Annotated in this window: 19 protein-coding genes; 13 read left to right on the top strand and 6 right to left on the bottom strand. The window is 68.8% G+C overall.

Going from position 1 to position 21,826, the window contains the following annotated elements:
• Window positions 1–38 precede the first annotated feature (38 nt).
• From BGO46_RS12925 to BGO46_RS12905, 5 genes are all read left to right on the top strand, one after another.
• Window positions 39–1,346, top strand: a complete 1,308-nt coding sequence (locus BGO46_RS12925; RefSeq protein ID WP_292676525.1) for an MFS transporter — start codon at window positions 39–41, stop codon at window positions 1,344–1,346.
• A complete protein-coding gene (locus BGO46_RS12920) occupies window positions 1,343–3,781 on the top strand; it encodes a glycoside hydrolase family 3 N-terminal domain-containing protein (RefSeq protein ID WP_292676527.1) in 2,439 nt (812 codons plus the stop codon). Before BGO46_RS12925 ends, BGO46_RS12920 begins: the two co-directional genes overlap by 4 nt.
• Entirely contained in the window at window positions 3,778–6,348 is a 2,571-nt protein-coding gene (locus tag BGO46_RS12915) for a family 78 glycoside hydrolase catalytic domain (protein WP_292676528.1), read from the top strand. The genes BGO46_RS12920 and BGO46_RS12915 overlap by 4 nt, the downstream gene beginning before the upstream one ends.
• On the top strand, window positions 6,345–6,704 hold the full coding sequence (locus tag BGO46_RS12910; protein ID WP_292676530.1) for a hypothetical protein: 360 nt from the start codon (window positions 6,345–6,347) through the stop codon (window positions 6,702–6,704). The genes BGO46_RS12915 and BGO46_RS12910 overlap by 4 nt, the downstream gene beginning before the upstream one ends.
• Window positions 6,705–6,791: 87 nt before the next feature.
• The gene (locus tag BGO46_RS12905) at window positions 6,792–8,234 is read left to right on the top strand and encodes an NAD-dependent epimerase/dehydratase family protein (RefSeq protein ID WP_292676532.1); all 1,443 of its coding nucleotides are present in this window, start codon (window positions 6,792–6,794) and stop codon (window positions 8,232–8,234) included.
• A gap of 31 nt (window positions 8,235–8,265) precedes the next feature.
• Here BGO46_RS12905 and BGO46_RS12900 read toward each other — a convergent pair whose 3' ends face one another.
• Entirely contained in the window at window positions 8,266–9,315 is a 1,050-nt protein-coding gene (locus BGO46_RS12900; RefSeq protein ID WP_292676533.1) for a serine hydrolase domain-containing protein, read from the bottom strand.
• Between the two features lie 182 nt (window positions 9,316–9,497).
• Between BGO46_RS12900 and BGO46_RS12895 the strand changes: the two genes are divergently transcribed.
• A complete protein-coding gene (locus BGO46_RS12895; RefSeq protein ID WP_292676535.1) occupies window positions 9,498–10,220 on the top strand; it encodes a hypothetical protein in 723 nt (240 codons plus the stop codon).
• A gap of 2 nt (window positions 10,221–10,222) precedes the next feature.
• Here the strand turns inward: BGO46_RS12895 and BGO46_RS12890 are convergent, their stop codons facing one another.
• Window positions 10,223–10,978, bottom strand: a complete 756-nt coding sequence (locus BGO46_RS12890; protein ID WP_292676537.1) for a DeoR/GlpR family DNA-binding transcription regulator — start codon at window positions 10,976–10,978, stop codon at window positions 10,223–10,225.
• 55 nt (window positions 10,979–11,033) lie between these two features.
• On the opposite strand from BGO46_RS12890, the gene BGO46_RS12885 reads away from it, so the two are divergent.
• Window positions 11,034–11,399, top strand: a complete 366-nt coding sequence (locus tag BGO46_RS12885) for a DUF4406 domain-containing protein (RefSeq protein WP_292676539.1) — start codon at window positions 11,034–11,036, stop codon at window positions 11,397–11,399.
• Window positions 11,400–11,438: 39 nt separating this feature from the next.
• Here BGO46_RS12885 and BGO46_RS12880 read toward each other — a convergent pair whose 3' ends face one another.
• Window positions 11,439–11,840, bottom strand: coding sequence for a hypothetical protein (locus BGO46_RS12880; protein WP_292676541.1), 402 nt, complete (start codon window positions 11,838–11,840; stop codon window positions 11,439–11,441).
• Window positions 11,841–11,895: 55 nt separating this feature from the next.
• Window positions 11,896–13,122: a chromate efflux transporter gene (gene chrA, locus BGO46_RS12875; RefSeq protein WP_292676543.1), complete on the bottom strand. Its 1,227-nt coding sequence runs from the start codon at window positions 13,120–13,122 to the stop codon at window positions 11,896–11,898.
• A 206-nt stretch (window positions 13,123–13,328) separates the two neighbouring features.
• On the opposite strand from chrA, the gene BGO46_RS12870 reads away from it, so the two are divergent.
• Both BGO46_RS12870 and BGO46_RS12865 read left to right on the top strand, forming a co-directional pair.
• Window positions 13,329–13,577, top strand: coding sequence for a hypothetical protein (locus tag BGO46_RS12870; protein WP_292676545.1), 249 nt, complete (start codon window positions 13,329–13,331; stop codon window positions 13,575–13,577).
• A 123-nt stretch (window positions 13,578–13,700) separates the two neighbouring features.
• A complete protein-coding gene (locus BGO46_RS12865; protein WP_292676547.1) occupies window positions 13,701–14,900 on the top strand; it encodes an aminotransferase class I/II-fold pyridoxal phosphate-dependent enzyme in 1,200 nt (399 codons plus the stop codon).
• 182 nt (window positions 14,901–15,082) lie between these two features.
• Here the strand turns inward: BGO46_RS12865 and BGO46_RS12860 are convergent, their stop codons facing one another.
• Complete coding sequence (locus BGO46_RS12860; protein ID WP_292676549.1) at window positions 15,083–16,000, bottom strand: ROK family protein; 918 nt, start codon at window positions 15,998–16,000, stop codon at window positions 15,083–15,085.
• A 648-nt stretch (window positions 16,001–16,648) separates the two neighbouring features.
• On the opposite strand from BGO46_RS12860, the gene BGO46_RS12855 reads away from it, so the two are divergent.
• Window positions 16,649–17,632, top strand: coding sequence for a Gfo/Idh/MocA family oxidoreductase (locus BGO46_RS12855; protein WP_292676552.1), 984 nt, complete (start codon window positions 16,649–16,651; stop codon window positions 17,630–17,632).
• Between the two features lie 12 nt (window positions 17,633–17,644).
• Here the strand turns inward: BGO46_RS12855 and BGO46_RS12850 are convergent, their stop codons facing one another.
• Window positions 17,645–18,451, bottom strand: coding sequence for a DeoR/GlpR family DNA-binding transcription regulator (locus BGO46_RS12850; RefSeq protein WP_292676554.1), 807 nt, complete (start codon window positions 18,449–18,451; stop codon window positions 17,645–17,647).
• Between the two features lie 175 nt (window positions 18,452–18,626).
• Between BGO46_RS12850 and BGO46_RS12845 the strand changes: the two genes are divergently transcribed.
• The 3 genes from BGO46_RS12845 to BGO46_RS12835 all read left to right on the top strand — a co-directional run bounded on the left by BGO46_RS12845 (window position 18,627) and on the right by BGO46_RS12835 (window position 21,789).
• Window positions 18,627–19,931, top strand: a complete 1,305-nt coding sequence (locus BGO46_RS12845) for a sugar ABC transporter substrate-binding protein (RefSeq protein WP_292676556.1) — start codon at window positions 18,627–18,629, stop codon at window positions 19,929–19,931.
• A gap of 83 nt (window positions 19,932–20,014) precedes the next feature.
• The gene (locus BGO46_RS12840) at window positions 20,015–20,941 is read left to right on the top strand and encodes a sugar ABC transporter permease (protein WP_292676559.1); all 927 of its coding nucleotides are present in this window, start codon (window positions 20,015–20,017) and stop codon (window positions 20,939–20,941) included.
• Window positions 20,942–20,943: 2 nt separating this feature from the next.
• Window positions 20,944–21,789 (top strand): carbohydrate ABC transporter permease, encoded by an 846-nt coding sequence (locus tag BGO46_RS12835; protein WP_292676561.1) that lies wholly within the window; start codon window positions 20,944–20,946, stop codon window positions 21,787–21,789.
• The last annotated feature ends 37 nt before the right edge of the window (window positions 21,790–21,826 follow it).

The raw sequence follows: 21,826 nt of genomic DNA, 5'->3' as shown, positions 1-21,826 counted from the left end.
CTAGTAACCTCGCTCTCGATCCCGACAATGGAGTCCGCATGTCCGACAACCCGCTGGCCAACCCGCTGGCCACACCGCTGGAAGCCTCGATGGGTGGCGTCGTCCGCGAGATCGAGGCGCCGGAGCCGCAGAAGAAGGTGGGCGCGGGGTTTCTGACCCTGTTCGGACTCGCGAACTTCGGTCTGTATCTGACCGTGATGATGCCCGCGCTCTTCAGCCTCCCCTACAAGGTCGGCCTCCTGGCGCCCGACGAGAAGGTCGCCGTTCTCGGACTCGTCGCGACGATCGGCGCCGTAGCGGGGCTCATCGCCGGCCCGATCGCCGGAGTGCTGTCTGACCGGACGCGCACGCCGATCGGTCGGCGCCGGCCATGGTTCATCGCCGGCGTGCTGATCGTCGCGCTCGGCTCCGTGATCGTCGCGCTCGCGGATTCGATCCCGCTGATGATCGTCGGCTGGGTCGTGGTGTCTCTGGGCGGCGCGGCGAACGGTGCGGCGATCACCCCGATCGTGGCGGAGCGCGTCCCGGAGTCGCAGCGCGGCACGGCGAGTGCGATCGTCGGCGTCGCCACGCAGCTCGCGGGCGTGCTCGGCTACACGATCGGCGGGTCGCTCACCTTCAGCGTGCTGCTGATCTTCATGGTTCCCGTGATCGCGCTGGCCGTGCTCGGCGGCCTGTTCATGTTCCTGCTGCCGGAGCCGACGATCGAGCTACCCCGACAGTCGATCCGCGAGACGTTCGCGCAGCTGCTGTTCAACCCCCGCAAGCACCCCGACTTCTCGATCCTGTGGGTGGGCAAGCTGCTCATGCAGATCGCGCTCGCATTCCTGTCGACCTATCAGTTGTACTTCCTGCTCGACCGACTTGGGTTCACCGCGACCGAAGCAGGCACCCGGCTTGCTCTCGTCGGCGGCATCGGCATCCTCGTCACGATGACGTTCGCTGTCGTGTCCGGCATCCTCTCCGACAAGCTCAAGCGGCGCCGGATCTTCGTCCTGATCTCCTCGATTCTGGGCGCGGCGGGACTGACGGTCATGGCCTTCACCGATGGGTTCGGCCTGTTCTTCGCCGCAGTGCTGTTGATTCTCGGTGGTGCCGGCATGTTCGGCTCCGTCGATGTCGCCCTCGCGAGCGACCTCGTCCCCGAACGCGCTCAGGCGGGCAAGTGGATGACCACGTACAACATGGCCGCGACGCTCGCGGGGGCGGTCGCCCCGCTCGTCGGCGCCGGGCTCCTCGCCATCGCCTCGACCACCAGCACGAACTACACCGCGCTGTTCCTTGCCGGGGCGGCGGGCTCGCTCGTGGCCGGTGGCCTCACGATGTTCATCCGGAGCGTCCGATGACAGCGCAGCCCACGGTCGCTCTTCAGATCGATGAGCTGCTCGCCCTGCTGACGAACGAAGAGAAGGCGCGCCTGCTCGAAGGCTCGAAGTCGTGGAACACCGCGGCAGTCGAGCGACTCGGCATCCCCTCGCTCTATCTCACCGATGGTCCGCACGGCGTCCGCAAGGTGCGCTCCACCGGTGGCGCTTTCGGCGTCTCCGACAACGTGCCGTCGACGGCCTTCCCCCCGGCAGTCACGCTCGCGAGCACGTGGGAGCCCGCCTATGCCACCCGCATGGGCGAGGCGATCGCGTGCGAGGCGATCGATCTCGAGGTTGACGTGGTCCTCGCGCCCGGCGTGAACATCAAGCGCAACCCGCTGTGCGGCCGCAACTTCGAGTACTTCTCCGAGGACCCTCTCGTTTCGAGCGCCTTCGGTGCGGCGTTCGTCTCCGCCGTCGAGGCGCACGGCGTCGCCACGTCGGTCAAGCACTTCGCCGCGAACTCGAACGAGGACTACCGGTTCGTCGGCGACAGCATCGTCGATGAACGGGCGCTGCGCGAGATCTATCTGCGCCAGTTCGAGCGCATCGTCCGCGATGCGAGACCGTCCACCGTGATGTGCGCCTACAACGCGATCAACGGCGTCTTCAGCTCCGACAACCGCGAACTGCTCACCGGCATCCTGCGCGATGAGTGGGGCTTCGACGGCGTCGTGATGACCGACTGGGGTGCGACGCATGACCGCGTCGCCGCACTCGCCGCCGGCTGCGACCTCGACATGCCCGGTGACACTGTGCACAACCGCCGCGCGATCATCGACGCGGTCCGCAGCGGCCGGCTTGCGCAGTCCGTTCTCGACGAGGCCGTGCGCCGGATGCTCACCCTGATTCTGCGACGTCAGCATGCCCCGCATCCGCCCGTCGCGCATGATCCTGCCGCACACGCGTCGCTGTCGAGCGAGATCGCGACGGCGGGCGCGGTGCTGCTGAGCAACGACGGTGCGCTGCCGCTCGACCCCTCAGCGGAGGTCGTCGTCGTGGGCGAGTTGTTCGAACGCATGCGGTTCCAGGGTGCGGGCTCCTCGCTGATCAACCCCACGAGCGTCGTGACGCCTCGCGACGCGTTCGACGATCGCGGCATCCGGTACCGCTACGCCCGCGGCTACCGCTCACTCAGCGCGGAACGTGACCGGGTGCTCGAAGACGAAGCTGTTGCCACCGTGCGACCGGGGGCCACCGTGCTCTTCTTCGGCGGGCTCAGCGACCTGGAAGAGAGCGAGGGCTTCGACCGCACCTCGATGCGCATGGGCGAGAACCAGACGGCACTGCTGCAGCGACTGATCGACACGGGTGCACGCGTCGTGTTCGTGATGTTCGCCGGCGCGCCCGTCGAGCTCCCCTTCGAGGACGGCCTCGCGGCCATCCTCGACCTGCACCTTCCCGGCATGCATGGCGGCGAGGCCGCCGCGCGGCTGCTCTTCGGCGAGGCCATTCCATCCGGCAAACTCGCCGAGACATGGACGCTGACCGCCGAAGACGCCGGCTCTGCCGCCGACTACGACCGCGGCCCGCAGGCGCTGTACTACGAGTCGATCTACGTCGGCTACCGCCACCATGATCTGACGGGGCGGCGCGTGCGCTACCCCTTCGGCCACGGCCTCAGCTACACGACGTACTCCTACAGCGGCCTCGACGTGTCGGTGAACGCGGGTACCGTGACCGTGCGCGCACGGGTCACCAATGACGGCACACGCGATGGCGCCGAAATCGTGCAACTGTACGTGCGCAACAACCGTGGCCGCGTCTTCAAGGCCGACAAGGAACTGCGCGCCTTCACGCGCGTCGAGGTCCCCGCCGGTGCGACCGTTCCCATCGAGATGCGGTTCGAACTCGACGACCTCGCGTACTGGGATGTCGCGACACACGACTGGGTGCTGGAGAACGGCGCCTACGAGATCCTGCTGGCCGCATCCGCCGCCGACGTGCGCCTCGCCGCGCCGCTCATCGTGAGCTGCGGCCGAGAATCGCGATCGCCGTATTCGCCCGAGGTGGATGCCGCGTACGCGACACCGCCCACCGCGATTCCCGCGGCGTTCCCGGCTCTGCTCGGGCGAGAGATCCCGCCGCAGCCGACCTCTCGCCGCCTCACGATGGAGACGCGCCTCATCGACGCCCGCCGATCGGTGATGGGCGCCGTCATGCTCCGGCTCGTGTCGGGGCGTGTGCGCAAGGACTACACCGCCGCGCTCGCGATGCCCGACAGCACCGAGCGTGACGCACGAGTGAAGAACGCGCACTTCGTCCTGCGCATGATGCCGTTCCAATCGCTGCGCAGCATGGTCATGTCCTCCAGCGGTGCGCTCCCCGATCACGTCGCGCGGGGTATCGCCGACATCGCTGCCTGGCGCCCGCTCCGTGGCATCCGCACCATCCTCGGCAAGGGACGCACATGAGAATCTCCGCACTCACCGTCGACTCGCTCGCGGCCGGCTGCGTCACCGACGACCCGCCGCGGATCGCCTTCGCCCTGGAATCCAGCAACCCGGGGGAGGCGCTCGCGTCGGCCCGCATCACGGTCGGTGACTGGGAGGTGCAGACGCAGGATCAGATCGGCACGATCTACTCCGGCGCGCTGCGCCCGCGCACCGACTACCCCGTGCGCGTCGTCGCCACCGGAACCTCGGGCGCGATCGCGGACGCCGACACGAGCTTCCGCACCGGACGACTCGACACCCCCTGGGTCGCACAGTGGATCACGGATGCCGCATATGAGACGCCCGACAAGCTGTCGCCCACACCGATGGTGTTCCGTCGGACTTTCACGGTGCGCCCCGGACTGCAGCGCGCCTGGGTCGAGATCACGGCCCTCGGGGTCTACGAGCTCGACCTCAACGGACGCAAGGTGGGTGAGGACTACTTCGCACCCGGCTTCACGTCGTACGCACACCAGATCCAGTACCAGACCTACGACCTGACGCCCACGCCAGGTGAGAACACCGTCGTCGCGACGGTTGCCGGGGGATGGGCAGTCGGCTCGTACACGTACAAGCGCAAGAACCGCATCTACGCCGACCGTCAGGCGCTGCTGGCCGAGATCCACCTGGCATATGACGACGGCGCCACCGAGATCATCCCGACCGGACCCGACTGGCAGGTCTCGACCGATGGGCCCTACCGTGCGGCCGAGTGGTACGACGGCGAGGCGTTCGACGCGCGCGTGACGGCCGCCGACCAGACATGGAAGCCCGCCGACATCACCGCTCCCGGGGGCACCCCTGTGGTGCGTGCGCAGTACGGGACACCCGTGCGCGTGCAGCAGATCATGACGCCGATCGCGCGGACCGTGGCACCCAGCGGTGAGCTGATCTACGACTTCGGGCAGAACTTCGCCGGCGTCATCCGAGTGCGTTTGCGCGGCACCGAGGGGCAGACCGTGGTCTTCCGCCACGCCGAAGTGCTCGTGGACGATGAGCTGTTCGTGAAGTCGCTGCGCACCGCAAAAGCCACCGCGAGCTACACGTGCGTCGACGGCGATCAGGAGTACTCGCCTCGCCTGACCTACATGGGATTCCGGTACGTCGGCGTCTCGGGTGTGCGGGCTGAAGACATCGAGCTCGAAGCCCTCGCGCTGCACTCGGAGGTGCCGGAGAACGGATCGTTCACCTGCTCGAACGACCTCATCAACCGGCTGCAGTCAGCGATCCAGTGGGGCGGGCGATCGAACTTCGTCGACATCCCCACCGACTGTCCGCAGCGAGACGAGCGCGAGGGGTGGACGGGAGACTACGCCGTCTTCGCCCCCACGGCGTCGTACAACTTCGACATGAGTCGCTTCCTCGGCAAGTGGCTGCGCGACGTCGCCGCCGAGCAGAGCCGCGGCGGTGGCATCCCCATGGTCGTGCCACGCGCCGGCAACCCGTTCCCCGTCATGGCCACCGCGACATGGGGTGACGTGTGCATCCTCGCGCCGTGGGCCGAGTACCTCGCCCGCGGCGATCTGAGCCTGTTGCGCAGTCAGTACCCCGTGATGACGCGGTTCCTGAAGGCCGCGGCCTGGTGGTCGCGTGTGCTGTCGGTCGGCCGGAACCACCGGCGCATCTGGCGGTTCCCGTTCCACTTCGGCGACTGGACGGCGCCCGACGGCGACGTCAGAGAGTGGCTGCGCCGCGGGCGCTGGGTCGCAACCGCCTATCTCGCGAACTCCTACCGAATCGTTGCCGAGATCGCCGACCTTCTCGGCCATCCCGACGACGCACGCCGTTACCGTGCTCTGCGGGCGGAGGTCGTTCAGGCATACCGGGCGGTGTTCACCGACGGTGAGGGCACGCTCAAGAAGGAGTTCCAGACCGGCTACGTGCTTCCCCTCGCGTTCGGCATGACCGGCGGGGTTGAGACCGCGACGATGGTCGACAACCTCGTGCGGCAGATCGACGAGAACGACGGGCACCTCGCGACCGGATTCCCCGGTACCCCACAGCTGCTGTTCGCGCTCTCCGACAACGGTCGCGTCGCCGAGGCGTATCGGCTGCTGCTGCAGACCTCATGCCCGTCGTGGCTGTACATGGTCGAGTCGGGCGGCACGACGATCTGGGAGCGCTGGGATGCCCTGCGTCCTGACGGCACGGTCAACATCGCAGACCTCGGCGGCGGTTCGGACGAAGATTCGGGCGGCGGCATGGTCTCGTTCAACCACTATGCCGCCGGAGCGGTGGGGGACTGGTTGTACCGGCGCATCGCGGGCATCGAACCCGTCGAGGGCGGCTACCGTCGGTTCCGCGTCGCGCCGGTCCTCGGCGGCGGATTGACCTCGGCCGAGGGCATCGTCCGCACGCCGTACGGCACCGCGGCATCCTCCTGGACGATCGTCGACGACACCTTCACGCTGCGCGTCGAGGTGCCGGTGTCGACCTCGTGCCGCGTCGAACTGCCGGACGGAACGGTGTGCGACGTACGCAGCGGCGCGCACGAGTTCACCTGCACCGTCACCGCTGCAGCCGTGGCAGCAGGGGCGGCCGCGTGATGCGGATCGTCGACGACGCGATCATCGGGCGTCACGGGGAGATCCCCGTGCGCCGGTACGGACACGGTGCGCCGCGACTCGTGTGGTTGCATGGCGGCGCCTTCTCGCACGGCGGACTCGACATGAACGAGTCGGATGCCGTGGCGCGCGCCCTCGCCGACCGTGACCTGCCCGTCTCCGCGGTTGATCGCGACAGCCTGCGCGCGTCGGGCCAGAGCTTTGCCCGCGAGCTCGCTGCTGCCGGCGTCGCCACAGAGCACGTCGTGGTGCCGGAGACCCGGCACGGCTTTCTCGACCGCCTCGCCGACGGCGCGTTCGAGATCGGTATCGATCGGCTGGCCGCCGCCCTCGCCTGAGCGCATTGTCAGGTTGGCTTGGATCACCCTCGCATACAATCCACTAGAGCGCGCTAGTGCGTGCGATGACCACGGAAGGAACCGCCCATGAAGACTGCACGCCGCCGCGTTCTGCTCACTGGAGCAACGGGAAACTGGGGCCGCGCGACGCTGCGCGAGTTGCTCTCTCGCGACAAGGTTGACGTCGTCGCGTTCGCGATGCCGACCGAGGGTGATCGGCGGGTCCTCGCCGAGTTCGCGGGCAGGGGGCGCCTCGAGATCTTCTGGGGTGACCTCACGCGCTACGAGGATGTCGCGCGGGCTATCGCGGGAGTCGACACGATCCTGCACGTCGGCGCCGTCGTCTCCCCGCTCGCGGATGCGTACCCGCGGCTTGCACGCCGCGTGAACGTCGGCTCGATGCAGAACATCATCCGTGCGGTGAAGGCGCTGCCCGACCCGGCATCCGTCGAAGTCGTCGGCATCGGCTCCGTGGCAGAAACGGGCGATCGACAGGCACCCGTGCACTGGGGTCGTGTCGGCGATCCCATCCGGGTCTCGCAGTTCGACGAGTATGGGCAGACGAAGGTGATCGCCGAGAAGCTACTCGTCGACTCGGGTCTTCCGCGCTGGGCGTGGCTGCGCCAGACCGGGATCTTCCGCCCCGGCATGCTCGAGATCCGCGACCCGATCATGACTCACTCGCCGTTCGCCGGTGTGCTCGAGTGGGTCTCGGATGTCGATTCGGCGCGATTGCTCGCCGCAATCGCGGAGGGTGCGCCGGAGGCGTTCTGGCAGGGGATCTACAACATCGGCGGCGGCGAAGGCTGGCGGCTCACGAACTGGGAGCTGCAGAACGCGATCGGCCGTGCGATGGGCGTCGCCGACATCCGCAAGTGGTACGACCGCGAGTGGTTCGCGCTGACGAACTTTCACGGGCAGTGGTACACCGACAGCGACCGCCTCGATGAGCTGGTCCCGTTCCGCCATGACACGTGGGGTGGCGCGATGTCGCGCGCCCTCGCGGCCGCGCCGGCCTCCGTGCGCAACGCTGGCAAAGTGCCGGCCTGGATCGTCAAGAACTTCGTGATGAAGCCGCTCGCGCACAAGCCTCGCGGCACGATGCACGCCGTGCGCTGCCGCGACAACGAGGAGGTCGGTGCGCACTTCGGCTCGTCGGACCGCTGGGCTCGGATCGGCGACTGGTCTCAGTTCCAGGTGCCGGAACCGAGCCGCACGCCGAGCTTCCTCGACCATGGCTACGACGAATCGCTCCCGGTCAGGGAGTGGTCGACGTCAATGTACCGGGATGCCGCGTCCTTCCGCGGCGGCGAGCTCCTGAGCGGCGACGCGGTCACCGGCGACATCGCCACGCCACTCGTGTGGCGCTGCGCATTCGGTCACGTGTTCGCTGCCAGCCCGCGTCTCGTCCTGACCGGGGGACACTGGTGCCCCGAATGCGTCCGTGACGCCGCGTCGTACCGTGCGCAGGCGGAACGGAGCCCGTTCCTCGCGCAGGTCGAGTTCCCCCAGGCGGCTCTCGTCGCGTGACGGAACTCAGCGCGGTCGCGCCGACCCGCCGTCACGCCAGCCGCGCGAGGCCCTGCTGGATCCGGATGTGGCTTTGGAAGCTCGCGACCATCTCCCGCGTGCTGTGGAAGTTCAGAATCACCGTCGCCCCGTTGGCAGGGTCTACGAAGGCGTGCACGCCGAGGACGCCGATGTGGCCGACGGGGCGCGGCAGCCCGCGCAACAGCGGCATGAACCCCTCGAATCGCAGCTCCATGGCACCGAGCCCGTAGCGGATGCCGGGACGGAACCGGTTCCGTGCGCGGGTCATCGACGCCCAGGTATCCGTTCTGAGCAGCGTGTCGTCGCTCAGCGCGGTGACGAGCGCCGCGAGGTCATCGAGCGTCGTGACGATGCCGCCGCCCGCCCAGTCGCAGGTGATCGACGCGAAGCGGCTGATCTCGGTGCGGTCGAGCCAGGCGGGGGCGATCTCGGCCGGGCCGGGCTCGCGCAGCCAGAGCACGCTGTCACCCATGCCTGCCGGTGCGAACACGCGCTCGTGCAGGAGGTCGGTGAAGCTGCGTCCGGTGTGCTCCTCGAGGATCCGTCCGAGCAACACGAACCCGGTGTCGGAGTAGGCGAACTTCCGGCCGGGCTCAGCGACCGGCTTCTGTCGGTCGCGGCTGAAGCCGAGGAGGTCTGCCGGTTCCCAGCGGCGGTCGGGCTCGCGTGTGACGAGGTCGATGAACTTCGGGCCGGTCGAGACCCTGCCTTCGAAGTAGTCCGGCGTGCCCGACGTGTGAGCGAGGAGCTGCTCGAGCGTCGTTCCCGGGGCCGCGAAGAGCCCGCGGACCTCCGCCTCCGGCAGCAGGGTGTCGACCGCCGACGTCAGCGCGAGCCGCCCGGCTTCGACCTCTTGCATCACGAGGGCCGCCGTCGCCAGTTTGCCGACGGATGCCGCGTGGAACGGCAAGGCGCGAGCCCCACTCGTGTACTCGAACCCCGGAGCGCGCACGAGCACCTGCGGCGCGGGCAGGCCCTTTCGGGCCCGACGGGTGGTCACGCCCGCGAAGTGGCGGTCGAGCGAATCGGTGAGCGCGGCGGCGGTCATCGTGCGGGCCATGGGACGTCCCCTCGTCGTAGAGCCTTACGTGCCGCACCCTAGCAATCGACGGTGACCAGTGGGGGAACGCGCATGAACCTTCCTTAGCGGCTTCTTAGCCCGCGCCGCGAACGATGGCAGGTGTGGTGACGACACAACGCGATAGACGGCGAACGCCCAGCACGTCGACCGGACAGCAACGGGTGCCGAACCCGACCTCGATCTTCTGGGTGACCAAAGCGGTGTCGACGGCGCTTGGCGAAGCGGTCTCCGACTTCTCGATCCGCGTCATGCCGCCCGAGCTCGCCGTGATCTTGGGCTTCGTTCTCTTCGCCCTCGCGCTCGGCCTGCAGCTGACGCGACGGCGCTACATCCCCGCGGTCTACTGGCTGGCCGTGGCATCCGTCGGCGTGTTCGGAACCATGGCGGCCGACGTCGTCCACGTCGTGCTGGGGCTGCCCTATGCGGCGTCCGCGGCGGCGTACGCGATGCTGCTCGCCGCGGTGTTCATCGCCTGGTGGCGAACGGAGCGGAACCTCTCGGTGCACGCCGTCACCTCGACGCGGCGCGAGCTGTTCTACTGGGCGGCCGTGGTCGGAACGTTCGCGCTCGGCACGGCCGTCGGCGACCTCGCCGCCGTTGGTCTCGGGCTCGGCTACCTGCCCTCCATTGCGCTGTTCGCTGTGCTGATCGTCGTGCCGGCCGCGGGATACCGCTGGGCGCGCTTCGGGCCGGTGTTCTCGTTCTGGTGCGCCTACGTCCTGACCCGGCCGCTCGGCGCCTCGGTCGCCGACTGGCTCGGCAAGCCCGTCAGCGAGGGTGGCGTGGGCATCGGGTCAGGCTGGGTGTCGCTGGTCTTCGCGGTCATGATGGTCGGACTCGTGGTGGGCATGCGCCGGGGTGCACCGCGCCCCGCGGTCGCGTAGCGCTACTGCGTCGAGCTGCCGGTGAGTGCCACCCGGATCTCCTCGACCAGGGCGCGATCGTCCAGTGGATCGAGGATCACGTCGGTCGCCTCGTCGAGGCCGATCACGGGGTAGCGCGAGACGGCACCGACCTTCTCTTCGCTGCCGAGGACGAAGGTCTCGTCGCTGCGCTCGGCGATCGCGCGCTTGGTGATCGCGTCGTCCAGGTGGCCCGTCGTCAGCCCGCTCACGGGGTCGATGCCGGTGACGCCCAGGAAGAACGCGTCGAGACGCAGGTGTCGCACGGCCTCCATCGCGAGTGCGCCGCTCGCGACCATCGAGAACCGGGCGAGCTCGCCGCCGATCATGATGACGCGAGCGTCGGAGTGCTCGGCGACCGCGATCGCGACGTGGGGACTGGGCGTGACGACCGTGAGTGTCGGGTCGCGGGGGAGCATCCGCGCCAGCGCGAGCGCTGTCGTGCCGGCATCCAGCCCGATCGTCATGCCGGGGTGGATCTTCTCGATCGCCGCGGCCGCGACGCGGTTCTTGCTGTCGGATGCCAGTGCGTGCCGCTCCTGCATGGGGCGATCTGCGGGCGGCACGGGCAGAGCGCCGCCGTACACGCGGATGAGCGCGCCCGCCTCGGCGAGCTCGCGCAGATCACGCCGGATCGAATCCTCGGAGATGCCGAGTTCAGCGGCGACGCTCTTGGCGACGACGCGCCCGTCGCGGTCGAGGATCTTGAGGAGAAAGGCCTTGCGTTGTGCGCCGAGCATCTCGTTCCTTCGTAGTCTTTCACGTTTCTGCACGTTTGAGGTTACAGTATCGGCCATGGACACACCACTTCTGATCCTCATCGCCGGCCCGTATCGCTCGGGCACGAATGGCGACCCCGCGCTGATCGCGCGCAACCTCGCCCGCCTCGAAGAAGCCGCCGCCCCGATCTATCGGCGTGGCCACGTGCCGATGATCGGCGAGTGGGTCGCGCTGCCGATCCTGCGCGGCATCGACGAGGGCGACGCCGACGGCGATGTCATGTACGAGACCGCGCATCGACTGCTGCAACACTGCGACGCCGTGCTGCGCCTGCCGGGCGACTCGACGGGTGCGGACAAGGACGTCGAGATCGCGCGCGAGCGCGGACTGCCGGTCTACTCCTCGATCGACGAGGTGCCCGTGCGCGTCGCCGTGGGGTGACGGAGACGGCGGATGCCTACGCTTGTACCTCCGCTCTGTCTACGCCGGGGCCGACGCCTCGCGCTCGTCGAATTCGCGTCGCAGATACTTCGGGGCCTGTGTGCGCCAGGCATCCGTCACGAGCTCAACCAGGTGCTCGCCGTCGATGCCGGCCATGCGGAACGCGACCTTCGGCTCGCCCCAGCGGGTCGTCTCGCGGAGGAAGACCGCGGGGGTCATCTCGACGAGCGCCAGCGCATCGAATCGGTCGGCGACCTTCACGCCGGCAACCAGTTCGGCCGTGATGATCTCGCGCATGTCGGCGGAGATGCTCGGCCACGGGTGGCATTCCCACGCGTAGATCTTGCCGCGCACGAACCACGCCGCGCCGCCCGTCATCGCCCGCTCTTCGCTGCCGGGCAGTCCCGCCGCGATCGCGCGGATGTCATCGAGGGTGGCCACGGCCTGAAGCCTAGGCGGTGCCGCCGACACCGGTGGTGCGAGGCATCCGGCCCCATCACACGACCGCGAGCACGACCCCGCCGGCGGCGCCGACGAGCACGGCGATCCACGGCGGTAGCTTGAACGAGACGAGCAGCACGAAGCACACGACCGCGAGGCAGAACGTGCCGACGTCGACGATCGCCGTTGTGAACACGGGGGAGTAGAGGGCGGCCGCGAGGATGCCCACGACGGCGGCATTCGCGCCGCGCATCACGGCCTGCGCCCACGCGCGACGGCGGAACGCGTTCCAGAACGGCAGCACGCCGACCAGCAGCAGGAATCCGGGCAGGAACACCGCGACGAGCGCGATGAGCGCGCCCGGGATGCCCCCGGGGCCGACGTCGGCGATCGCGCCGAGATACCCCGCGAATGTGAACAGCGGCCCGGGAACGGCCTGCGCCGCGCCATACCCGGCGAGGAACTGCGCGTCGCTCACCCACCCCGGATCGACGACGCCCGCCTGCAGCAACGGCAGCACGATGTGCCCGCCGCCGAACACGAGCGCACCCGCACGGAAGAACGCGTCGAACAGCGCGACCGCTCCCGATCCGGTCACGGCGACGGCGATCGGGGTACCCACCAGCAGGATGCCGAGCAGAGCCAGGCACGCGACGCCGACGGCGGGGCGGACGGGGAACCGCAGCATGTCCGGCGCGTCCTCTGGCGCGGTGGCGCCGGAGGCGCGGCACAGCCAGAGCCCCGCGACAGCACCCACGACAATCGCCGCGACCTGGCCGATCGTGCCGGCGAACACGAGTGCGACGACGAGCGCGACCACGGCGATGCCGGCACGCGTGCGGTCAGGCGTCAGCGTGCGCGCCATACCCCACACGGCCTGCGCGACGATCGCGACGGCGACGACCTTCAGCCCCGTGAGCAGGCCCGCGCCGACCGCGCTGTCGAACAGCGACGCGCCCGCCGCGAACGCGATCATCAGCACGGCCGACGGCAGCGTGAACGCCACGAACGCCGCGATCGCGCCCCATCCGCCTGCGCGCAGCAGCCCGACGCCGAAGCCCACCTGGCTCGAGGCCGGGCCGGGCAGGAACTGGCTCAGCGCGACGAGGTCGGCGTACTCGCGGTCGCTCATCCAGCGCCGCCGCTCGACGAACTCGGTGCGGAAGTAGCCCAGGTGCGCGATCGGGCCGCCGAACGAGGTCGACCCGAGCTTCAGGAAGACCCGGAAGACCTCCCACACGCTGCCGCGCGCCGGTGCCGTCGCCTGCGCGGCCTGCGACATCGGGGCTCCTGTCGTCGGGGTTGTCGTGGGGTTCGGGTGTCGCAGTCGTGTGCGGGGTGGGATGCCCGCGGGGTGCCGCGAGGCATCCGTGCGATTCCTTCGACACCATAGCGAAGCTCGGAGAACACAATCCCACCGAACAGTCGGTCATGCCGTGGGCGTGTCCCGCGCGGGGGAGTGTCCGCCGTCACCCCTACGCTGGAGTCATGGCCCGCAGCTTCCTCCCGCGCACCAGCACCCGCCTGCCCGGGCGCGGCAAGGCGCTCGTCAAGGTGACCCTGGTCGACGAGAACGGGTTCACCTACGAGTACGCCGACCTCGAGGTTCCGATGGGTGTCGCCCGCGACGCCGTCGCACAGCTGCACCTGCAGTCCGACGCCGTCGCCAGCGCGGCCGCCGCCCCCGCTGAGAAGGCCCCGGCGGACAGCCGTCGCTCGCGCCGCCGCACCGCCTGAGCTGCGCGGCGGGATCTGCGCGGCTGGTCGTGCCTGCGGCCTGATCCGCGCGACCGGCACGCCTCGCCGCCTGTGTTGCGTCACACAGTGAGCGCCGCGCGGCCACGCGAGTAGCGTCGAGGCATGACGCGCCCCGACAAGCACAACCTCGATGGTCTGTCCGATCTCACGCTCGCCGTCCACGCCGGCAACACCGTCGATCCGGGCTCGCGCGCGCTGCGGACGCCGCTCGTGATGGCCAACTCGTACGCGCTCGACGACGACCCGTCGCAGATCAGCTGGTCCTCGACCGACGGCGGGCTCTACACCCGCAACACGGGGGTCAACCAGCTCGCGCTGCAGCACAAGCTCGCGGCGCTCGAGGGCGGCGAGGATGCCGTGGCCCTGGCATCCGGCGTCGCGGCGCTTCACGCCGTGTTCTTCACGCACATGCGCAGCGGTGACCATGTGATCGTGGCGGATGCCACGTACGAGGCGACCTTCAAGCTGTTCACCGATCTGCTGCCTGCCAAGTACGGGATCGAGGCGACGTTCGTCGACATCTCCGACCTGGATGCCGTGCGCGCGTCCCTGCGCCCGCGGACGCGAATGATCATCACCGAGGTCGTCGCGAACCCGACCACGAAGGTCGCCGACATCGCGGCGCTCGCCGAGATCGCGCACGCGGCCGGCATCCTGCTCGTCGTCGATTCGACCTTCACGCCGCCGCCGCTGTTCCGACCGCTGCGTGAGGGAGCCGACCTGGTCGTGCATTCGCTCACGAAGTACATCAATGGGCACGGCGATGCGATGGGTGGCGCCGTCATCGGGCGGCGCGAACTGGTGCAGCCCATCAAGGATGAGGCGATGGTCGACGTCGGCGGCGTGATCTCGCCGTTCAACGCCTGGCAGATCGTGCGCGGATCGGTCACCCTGCCGCTGCGATTGCGGCAGCATCTGGCATCCGCACCCGTGCTCGCACAGACGCTCGAGGACGATCCGCGCGTCGCGTTCGTGGCGTATCCCGGGCTCGAGAGTCACCCGCAGCATGCGCTCGCCGCGCGCCAGTTCGACGGGCGCGGGTTCGGCGCGATGATGGCGTTCGCGCTCGACGGAGACTCCGACCTGCACAACCGGTTCGTGTCGAACCTGCGGCTGATCACCTCGGCGGTCTCGCTCGGCCACGACGAGTCGCTCATCGTGCACGTCGGCACCGAGGGCCCGCGCGTGCGGCACTACCCCGAGCCGTTCCGCCGGCTCGGGCACTTGCGTTTCTCGGTCGGCCTCGAAGACGTCGCCGACCTGCGCGCCGACCTGCTCGCCGCCCTCGACGCGACCTTCTGACCCGCGCCGCCGGGCTCGCGCTCGGGCGCTGCCGCGCCGAGCTTTCCCTTTGTTACGCGAGCTTGCCCTTTTTGCGCCGAGCTTGCCCATCTGGCGCCGAGCTTGCCCTCAGCCGACAGGGCAAGCTCGCGTTCGCGAGGGCAAGCTCGCGTTCGCTAGGGCAAGCTCGCGAGGCGGCGGGGTTACAGCAGGTCGGGGCGGTGGACCAGGGCGGCGGCGCCGATCAGGGGGGATTCCCCGCCGAGCGCTGCGCGGGTCACGTGCAGGCGTGCGGCGTACGCGTTGAACGCGTTGGAGCGCACGACGGCCTCGACCTGCTCGGGGAAGTCATCCGCGACGAACGAGAAGCCTCCGCCGATGACGGCGAGCTCGAGGTCGAGCAGCGTCGCGGCGCTGACCAGACCTACCCCGACCGCGTGCGCTGAACGCGCGACGGCGGCGCGGGCGATCTCGTCCCCGTCGCGGTAGGCGGCGGCGAGTTCCTCACCCGTCGAGCCCGGCCATCCGTGCGCGCGCGCCCACGCGACGGTGTGCGGACCCGCCGCGCGGTTCTCGAGCGTGGCATCCACCGGGTCTCCGTCGATGTCGGCGACGAGGATCTGCCCGATGTGCCCGGCGTTGCCGGTGCCGCCGGCGACCAGGCGCCCGTCCGAGACGATACCGCCGCCGACGCCCGTCGACACGACGAAGACGATCGCGTTGCGCACGTCCCGCGCGGCGCCGAGCCAGGCCTCGGCGAGGGCGATGCACGTGCCGTCGAGGCGCAGCGTCACCTGGTGCAGTCCGCTTGCGCGCCGGACCGCGTCGACGAGCCCGAATCCGTGGGCCGCGGGAAGGTTGATCGGCGTGATGACGCCCGCCGCGATGTCAATCGGGCCCGCCGCACCGATGCCGCCGGCCACCACCTCGCCCCAGCGATCATGCTGACGGCACTGCGCGATCACCTCGTCGATCGCGCGAGCGAGCACCGACACGTCGGATGCCGCGGCCGCGCCGGTCGCCGCACGGTGGCGCGACCCCTCCACGATGCCGCCGCGCTCGTCGACGAGCGCCGCTTCGACCTTCGTGCCGCCGAGATCGATCGCCAATGCCAGTGCCATGCTGCGGTCCTTGTGTGCGTGCGAGTGATGAGCAGAAGTGTGCGGGCCGGCGCCCGCGAAACGCAGAGACCGGGATGCCTGTAAGCGTAGTGCGCGCGCGTCCGGGCATCCGCCCGGGGCATCCGGGCATCCGCCGCCGGCGTCTCGCCCCGGCATCCCGCGTCCGCGCCACCTCGGTTTTGGGTCGCCCGCGGTCGCCTCGGGGCGGGGGAGGCGACACCACGCGACCCCGAACTCCGTACCGATGTCTCGATGCAAGGCTGGCGACCACTGGCCGCTCCCGCGCGGCGGGCAGCGCGGGAGCGAGTGCGCGGCGCCGGTGCTCGCGCTCCGACCGCAATAACTCAGGATCGCCGGGGCCGCCGCGGCGCGGCCGCCCCGGAATTCCGCGGCGGCCGCTCCGCGGACCCGGCGCGGTTCCTGAGTTATTGCGGTGGCGGTCCCGCGCCCGTCGGCCATACAAGCCGCGGGGCGTCCCGCCGCGGCGCGCCCGCCCTGTCTCGTGAGAAACCACATCTGCGCGAGAAACCACGGCAGCACTGGTTTCTCGCGCAGAATGTGGTTTCTCGGGCGCGCGTGCGCCGCGCACGCCGGCCAGACACGCCACGCGACACCCAGCCGGCACCGGGCCCGGGTTAGCGTGGAGGCATGAGCGAAACAGCACGGTGGGCGGTACTCGGCGCGGGCGTCATCAGCGGGGACTTCCTGCGGGCATTGCCCCAGGCCCGGCTCGGAGCCCTGCACGCGGTCGGCGCACGCGATGCCGAGCGGGCTCGCGAGTTCGCCGATGAGTTCGGCGGCGCGATCTCGGGCACGTACGACGAGATCCTGGCCCGCGACGACGTCGACGCCGTCTACATCGGCACGGTGCACACCTCGCACCGCGAGCTCACCCTCGCCGCGCTCGCGGCGGGCAAGGCCGTGCTGTGCGAGAAGCCGCTCGGCATCAGCGTCGCCGAGACCGAGGAGATGATCGCCGCCGCCGAAGCGGCCGGACTCCCGCTCGTCGAGGCGTTCAAGTACCGGTTCGGCCCGCTGCCCGAGCGCGTCCGCGAGCTGGTCGCGGGCGGCGAGCTGGGCGAGATCACCGAGGTCGAGACCTCGATCGGGTTCGCCGCAGATCGTGGCATCCAGCGCCTGTTCGACCCCAAGCTCGCCGGCGGCGCGATGCTGGATGCCGGGTGTTACCCCGTCTCGTTCGCCGTCGGCGTCGCCGCGTGGGCGGGGCGGTTGGGCGCCGTGTCGATCGCGAGCGCGGACGGCACGGTCGGCGTGACCGGCGTCGATGAGGATGCCACGGCCGAGATCGACCTCGGCGGCATCCGCGCACACGTCGCCACCTCGATCACCCGCGAACTGCCGCGCGCGGCGGTGATCCGCGGCACCGCGGGTGAGCTGGAGATCCCGAATGTCTGGGGCAGCCGCGTCGAGTCGACGGCGGATGCCGTGCTGCGTCGCGCCGACGGCACCGAGGAGCGCGTCGTGGCATCCACCATCAGCCCGATGGCGGCCGAAGCCGACGCGACGATCAGCGCGCTGCGCGAAGGCCGGACGCAGGCGCCCGAGATGCCGTGGTTCGAGACCCTCGCGACGGCGCGGCTGCTCGCCGAGTGGCGCGCCGCGCTGGACTGACGCGCTCGCTCGTCACGGAGTGAGGACGGCGACCCCCGCCTGATCCAGCGCAGCGGCCAGTTCTGCGCTCGGCTGCGCATCGGTGACGAGGTAGTCGGCACCCGCGAGCGGAGCGACCTGGGCGAATAGTCGGCGGTCGAGCTTCGTCGAGTCGGCGAGGATCGCGGTGCGCTCGGCGCGTTCGATCATCTCTGACATCATCGCGCCGTCACCGAGGTTCGTGGTCGAGTACCCCGAGGCATCCACTGCGCCGACCGCGATGAGGGCGAGGTCGCAGCGGATGTCGACCTCGGGCCCGCCCGCGGTCAGGGTGAAGGTCACCGGGCCCGTCGTCGCTTGCGTGATGGTCCGCACGGCGCCACCGAACACGTAGAGGTCGCGGAACGCCGACGGCGCGATCTCAGCGGGGATGCGCAGATTGTTCGTCGCGATGGTCAGTTCGCGGTGGTTGCGCAGTGCGCGCGCCACCGCGAGCGTCGTCGTGCCGGCGTTGAGCATGATGACGGCGCCGTCGTCGACGAGTTCGGCGGCGAGGTGGGCGATCTTCTCCTTCTCCTCCACCTGCATGCGCAGACGCACGTCGAGGCCGCGGTCGCGCACGGGGCCATCGAGTGCGCTGACCGCGCCGCCGTGCGTGCGCACGAGAGCACCCGCGCGATGGAGCTGGTCGAGATCTCGCCGCACGGTGTCGATTGACACGCCGAAGTGCTCGGCCAGGTCACCGACCGTGACCTGGCCGACTTCGGTCACGTACGCGGCCAGATCGGCCTTTCGTCCGGCGGGCAGCCGTCGCCCGCGCGCAGTCTCTGAAGAAGCCATGCCACAGTTCTAGCACCATCCTGCCGCTTTTCTCGCATGAAACATGCAGAAAAAAGCATCGGAAAGCGCGAAGCCGAAACGAACCCTTGACTTCCCCGCAGATATCGGCATAATTATGCTCAAAGCCGCACGAATCAGCACCCGATGTCTGCGGCCACGCACTCAAAGAGGAGAGATGATGACCAGAGCGGGTCAGGGGCACAGCAAGGCCCTCAAGATCGCTGGAGCCGCGATCGCGGCCGGATCGTTGATGTTGGTAACTGGTTGCTCGGGAGGCTCGTCGGATGGCGCGACGGGCGACGCGGGCGGCGATGTCACGATCGAGTTCGCCCAGTGGTGGGAGCCGGAGCTGCCTGACGGCGAGTTCCGCGCGCTGATCGACAAGTTCGAAGCCGAGAACCCCGGCATCACCGTCGAACTCGTCAGCGGCCCCTACGCCTCCACCAAGGAGCAGCTGTTCGCCGGTGCGGCATCCGGCACCATGCCCGACGTCGTCGGTCTCGACGGTGCGTGGGTCAACGACTTCGCCTCGCAGGGCGTCATCGCCAATCTCACCGACCTCATGGCCGATGCAGGCTACGACGACAGTCAGCTGGCCAGCCAGATCCAGGTCGACGGCGGCACCTACATGATCCCGGTCGTCAACTTCGTCTACCCCATGTTCACGAACGACGACCTCCTCGCCGAGGCCGGCGTCACGACTCCGCCGACCAACCGGACCGAGTTCGCGGATGCCGCGCAGAAGGTCACAGCCCTTGGCGGAGACGTCTCGGGCTGGGTGCTGCCGCTGTCGCTGGAAGCGCCGAACGGTGTGCAGAACGACGTCATGTCGTGGGTATGGGCGTCGGGCGGTTCGATGCTCAACGATGGACAGCCCGACCTGACCAACGCCGACGTCACCTCGGCCGTGGACTACATCCAGGGTCTGTGGGACGACGGTGTCATCGCCGCCGGCTCGTTCACGATGAAGGAGCAGGACAAGGTCGAGGAGTTCACCAACGGCCGCGTCGGCATGATGATCGACTCGCTCGCGCACATCAACCTGATCCGCGAGACCAACCCCGACCTGAACTTCTCGATCTCGGCGATCCCCGCTGAGGACGGCTACGACGGCGAACGGGGTATCCCCTATGCGTCATGGGGCATCGGCGTCGCCGAGAACTCCGAGCACAAGGATGCCGCGTTCAAGCTCGTCTCCTTCCTGATGAGCGAGGACGTCAACTCCGAGCTGTCCACGATGGCCAACGCCTTCCCGGGCAACACCCAGTCGGTGCCGGACTTCGTCAACGACGACGAGCTGTTCAAGACGGCGTTCGACATCTACCAGGCCAGCTACCCCGCCAACGAGTTCACGGGCCTGCCCGTCGCCGAAGAGCTCATGCGTCTGTTCGGCGAGCAGCTGCAGGCGGCGCTGGACGGCCAGCAGTCGGTCGATGAGGCGTTGCAGAAGGCGCAGGACGCCTGGGTCGCCGAGTTCTGAACCGACTGACCTGACAAAGATCCGGGTACCGCGCCGCGAAGGTGCGCGGCGCGGTACCCGACCACGAAGGAGCGAGTGGGTTGATGTCCCTGAAGACCCCTGTGCTGGACACCGAGGTGATCGTCACCGGTGTCCCGCAATCCAAGCGGCGGCGACAGCTGCGGCGCACGGCCGAGTCGTACGCCTTCCTGAGCCCGACGATGATCCTGCTGTTCGTCCTGATGATCATCCCGATCGTCATGGTGATCGGCTACTCGCTGCAGGACGGCGCGATCATCGGCAAGGACCACGAGTTCGTCGGCCTCGACAACTACATGGCAGTGCTCACCAACCCGAGCTTCTGGAACGCCACCAGCAACACCGTCATCTTCACGGTGACCAGTGTCGTGGCCCACCTCATCATCGGGCTCGGGTTCGCGATGATGCTCAACAGCACGCTGATCGGCGCCGTGCCACGCGCGATCTTCCGCGGACTCTACGTCCTTCCCTGGCTGTTCACCGTCGCCGTCATCGCGGTGCTCTGGCGCATGCTGCTCGCCCCCAACGGCGTCATCAACTTCTTGCTCAACACGAACATCGAATGGCTCGCCTCGCCGCAACTCGCGCTCGGCACCGTGACATTCATCAACATCTGGGCCGGCTACCCGTTCTTCATGGTGAGCCTGCTCGCGGGGCTTCAAGGCATCCCGAGCGACCTGTATGAAGCTGCCAGCATCGATGGTGCCGGGCCCGTGCAGCGGTTCTGGAACGTCACCGTTCCGCAGCTGCGCCCCATCATCGTGAGCCTCGTGCTCCTCGACCTCATCTGGACCTCGCAGCAGTTCGCGCTCATCTGGATGACCACGGGCGGCGGTCCGATCAACGTCACCGAGGTGCTCAGCACCTTCACCTACAAGCTCGCATTCGCCAAGTACGACTTCTCGCAGGCGGCGACCTCGGCTGTCCTGGTTCTGCTCATGTCGATGGTGCTCGCCGTCTTCTACGTCCGCCACCAGAAGGCGAGGGACTGATCATGGCCATGTCCATCCAGACACGCACCCGTGCGGCCCGCGTCGGGCTCGTCATCGGACTGCTCATCGGTGCGGTCTTCGCCGCCGGTCCCGTGCTGTGGATGCTCTCGAACTCGTTCAAGTCGAACACCGAGATCTTCGAGCTGCCGCCGCGACTGATCACCGAGAGCTTCTCGCTCGACGCCTACATCGCGATCTTCACGGATCCCGAGACGGTGCGCTTCTTCATCAACAGCTACGTCGTCGCGTTCGCGGTGACGGCGCTGACCCTGCTGGTGGCGATCCAGGCGGCGTACGCGCTCAGCCGCTTCGACTTCCGCGGCAAGCGCGTCCTCAACGTGATCATCGTCAGCGTCCAGGCGGTGCCGCCGATCACCCTGCTGATCCCGTACTTCGGGCTCATGGTGGGTCTCGGCCTGTACAACACCTACGCCGCGCTGATCCTCACCTACATGGTGTTCACGCTGCCCTACGCGATCATCATGATGACCGGCTACTTCAACACGCTTCCGAAAGAGCTCGACGAAGCCGTGCGTGTTGACGGCGCCGGATCGATGACCGCGCTGTGGCGAGTGCTTGTGCCGATTTCGGTGCCCGGCATCGTCTCGGTCGGTATCTACACGTTCATGATCGCGTGGAATGAGTACCTCTTCGCGCTGACCCTCACGCGCACGATCGACATGCGGACCGTGCCCATCGGCATCCAGCTGCTCATGGGTCAGCACTCCTACGAGTGGAACCAGATCATGGCCATGAGTGTGCTCGGTTCGATCCCCGTGCTGATCCTCTTCCTCTTCTTCCAGCGCTACTTCATCAGCGGCCTCACGGCCGGCTCGGTGAAGAGCTGACCGTCCACCAACCACCCCTTTTCCACTGAACCCCACC

It is taken from the genome of Microbacterium sp. 70-16 (genome assembly GCF_001898315.1).
Classification (GTDB): domain Bacteria; phylum Actinomycetota; class Actinomycetes; order Actinomycetales; family Microbacteriaceae; genus Microbacterium.
Note: the sequence above shows the minus strand (reverse complement) of the source record. Positions and strands in the feature narration are given on the sequence as shown.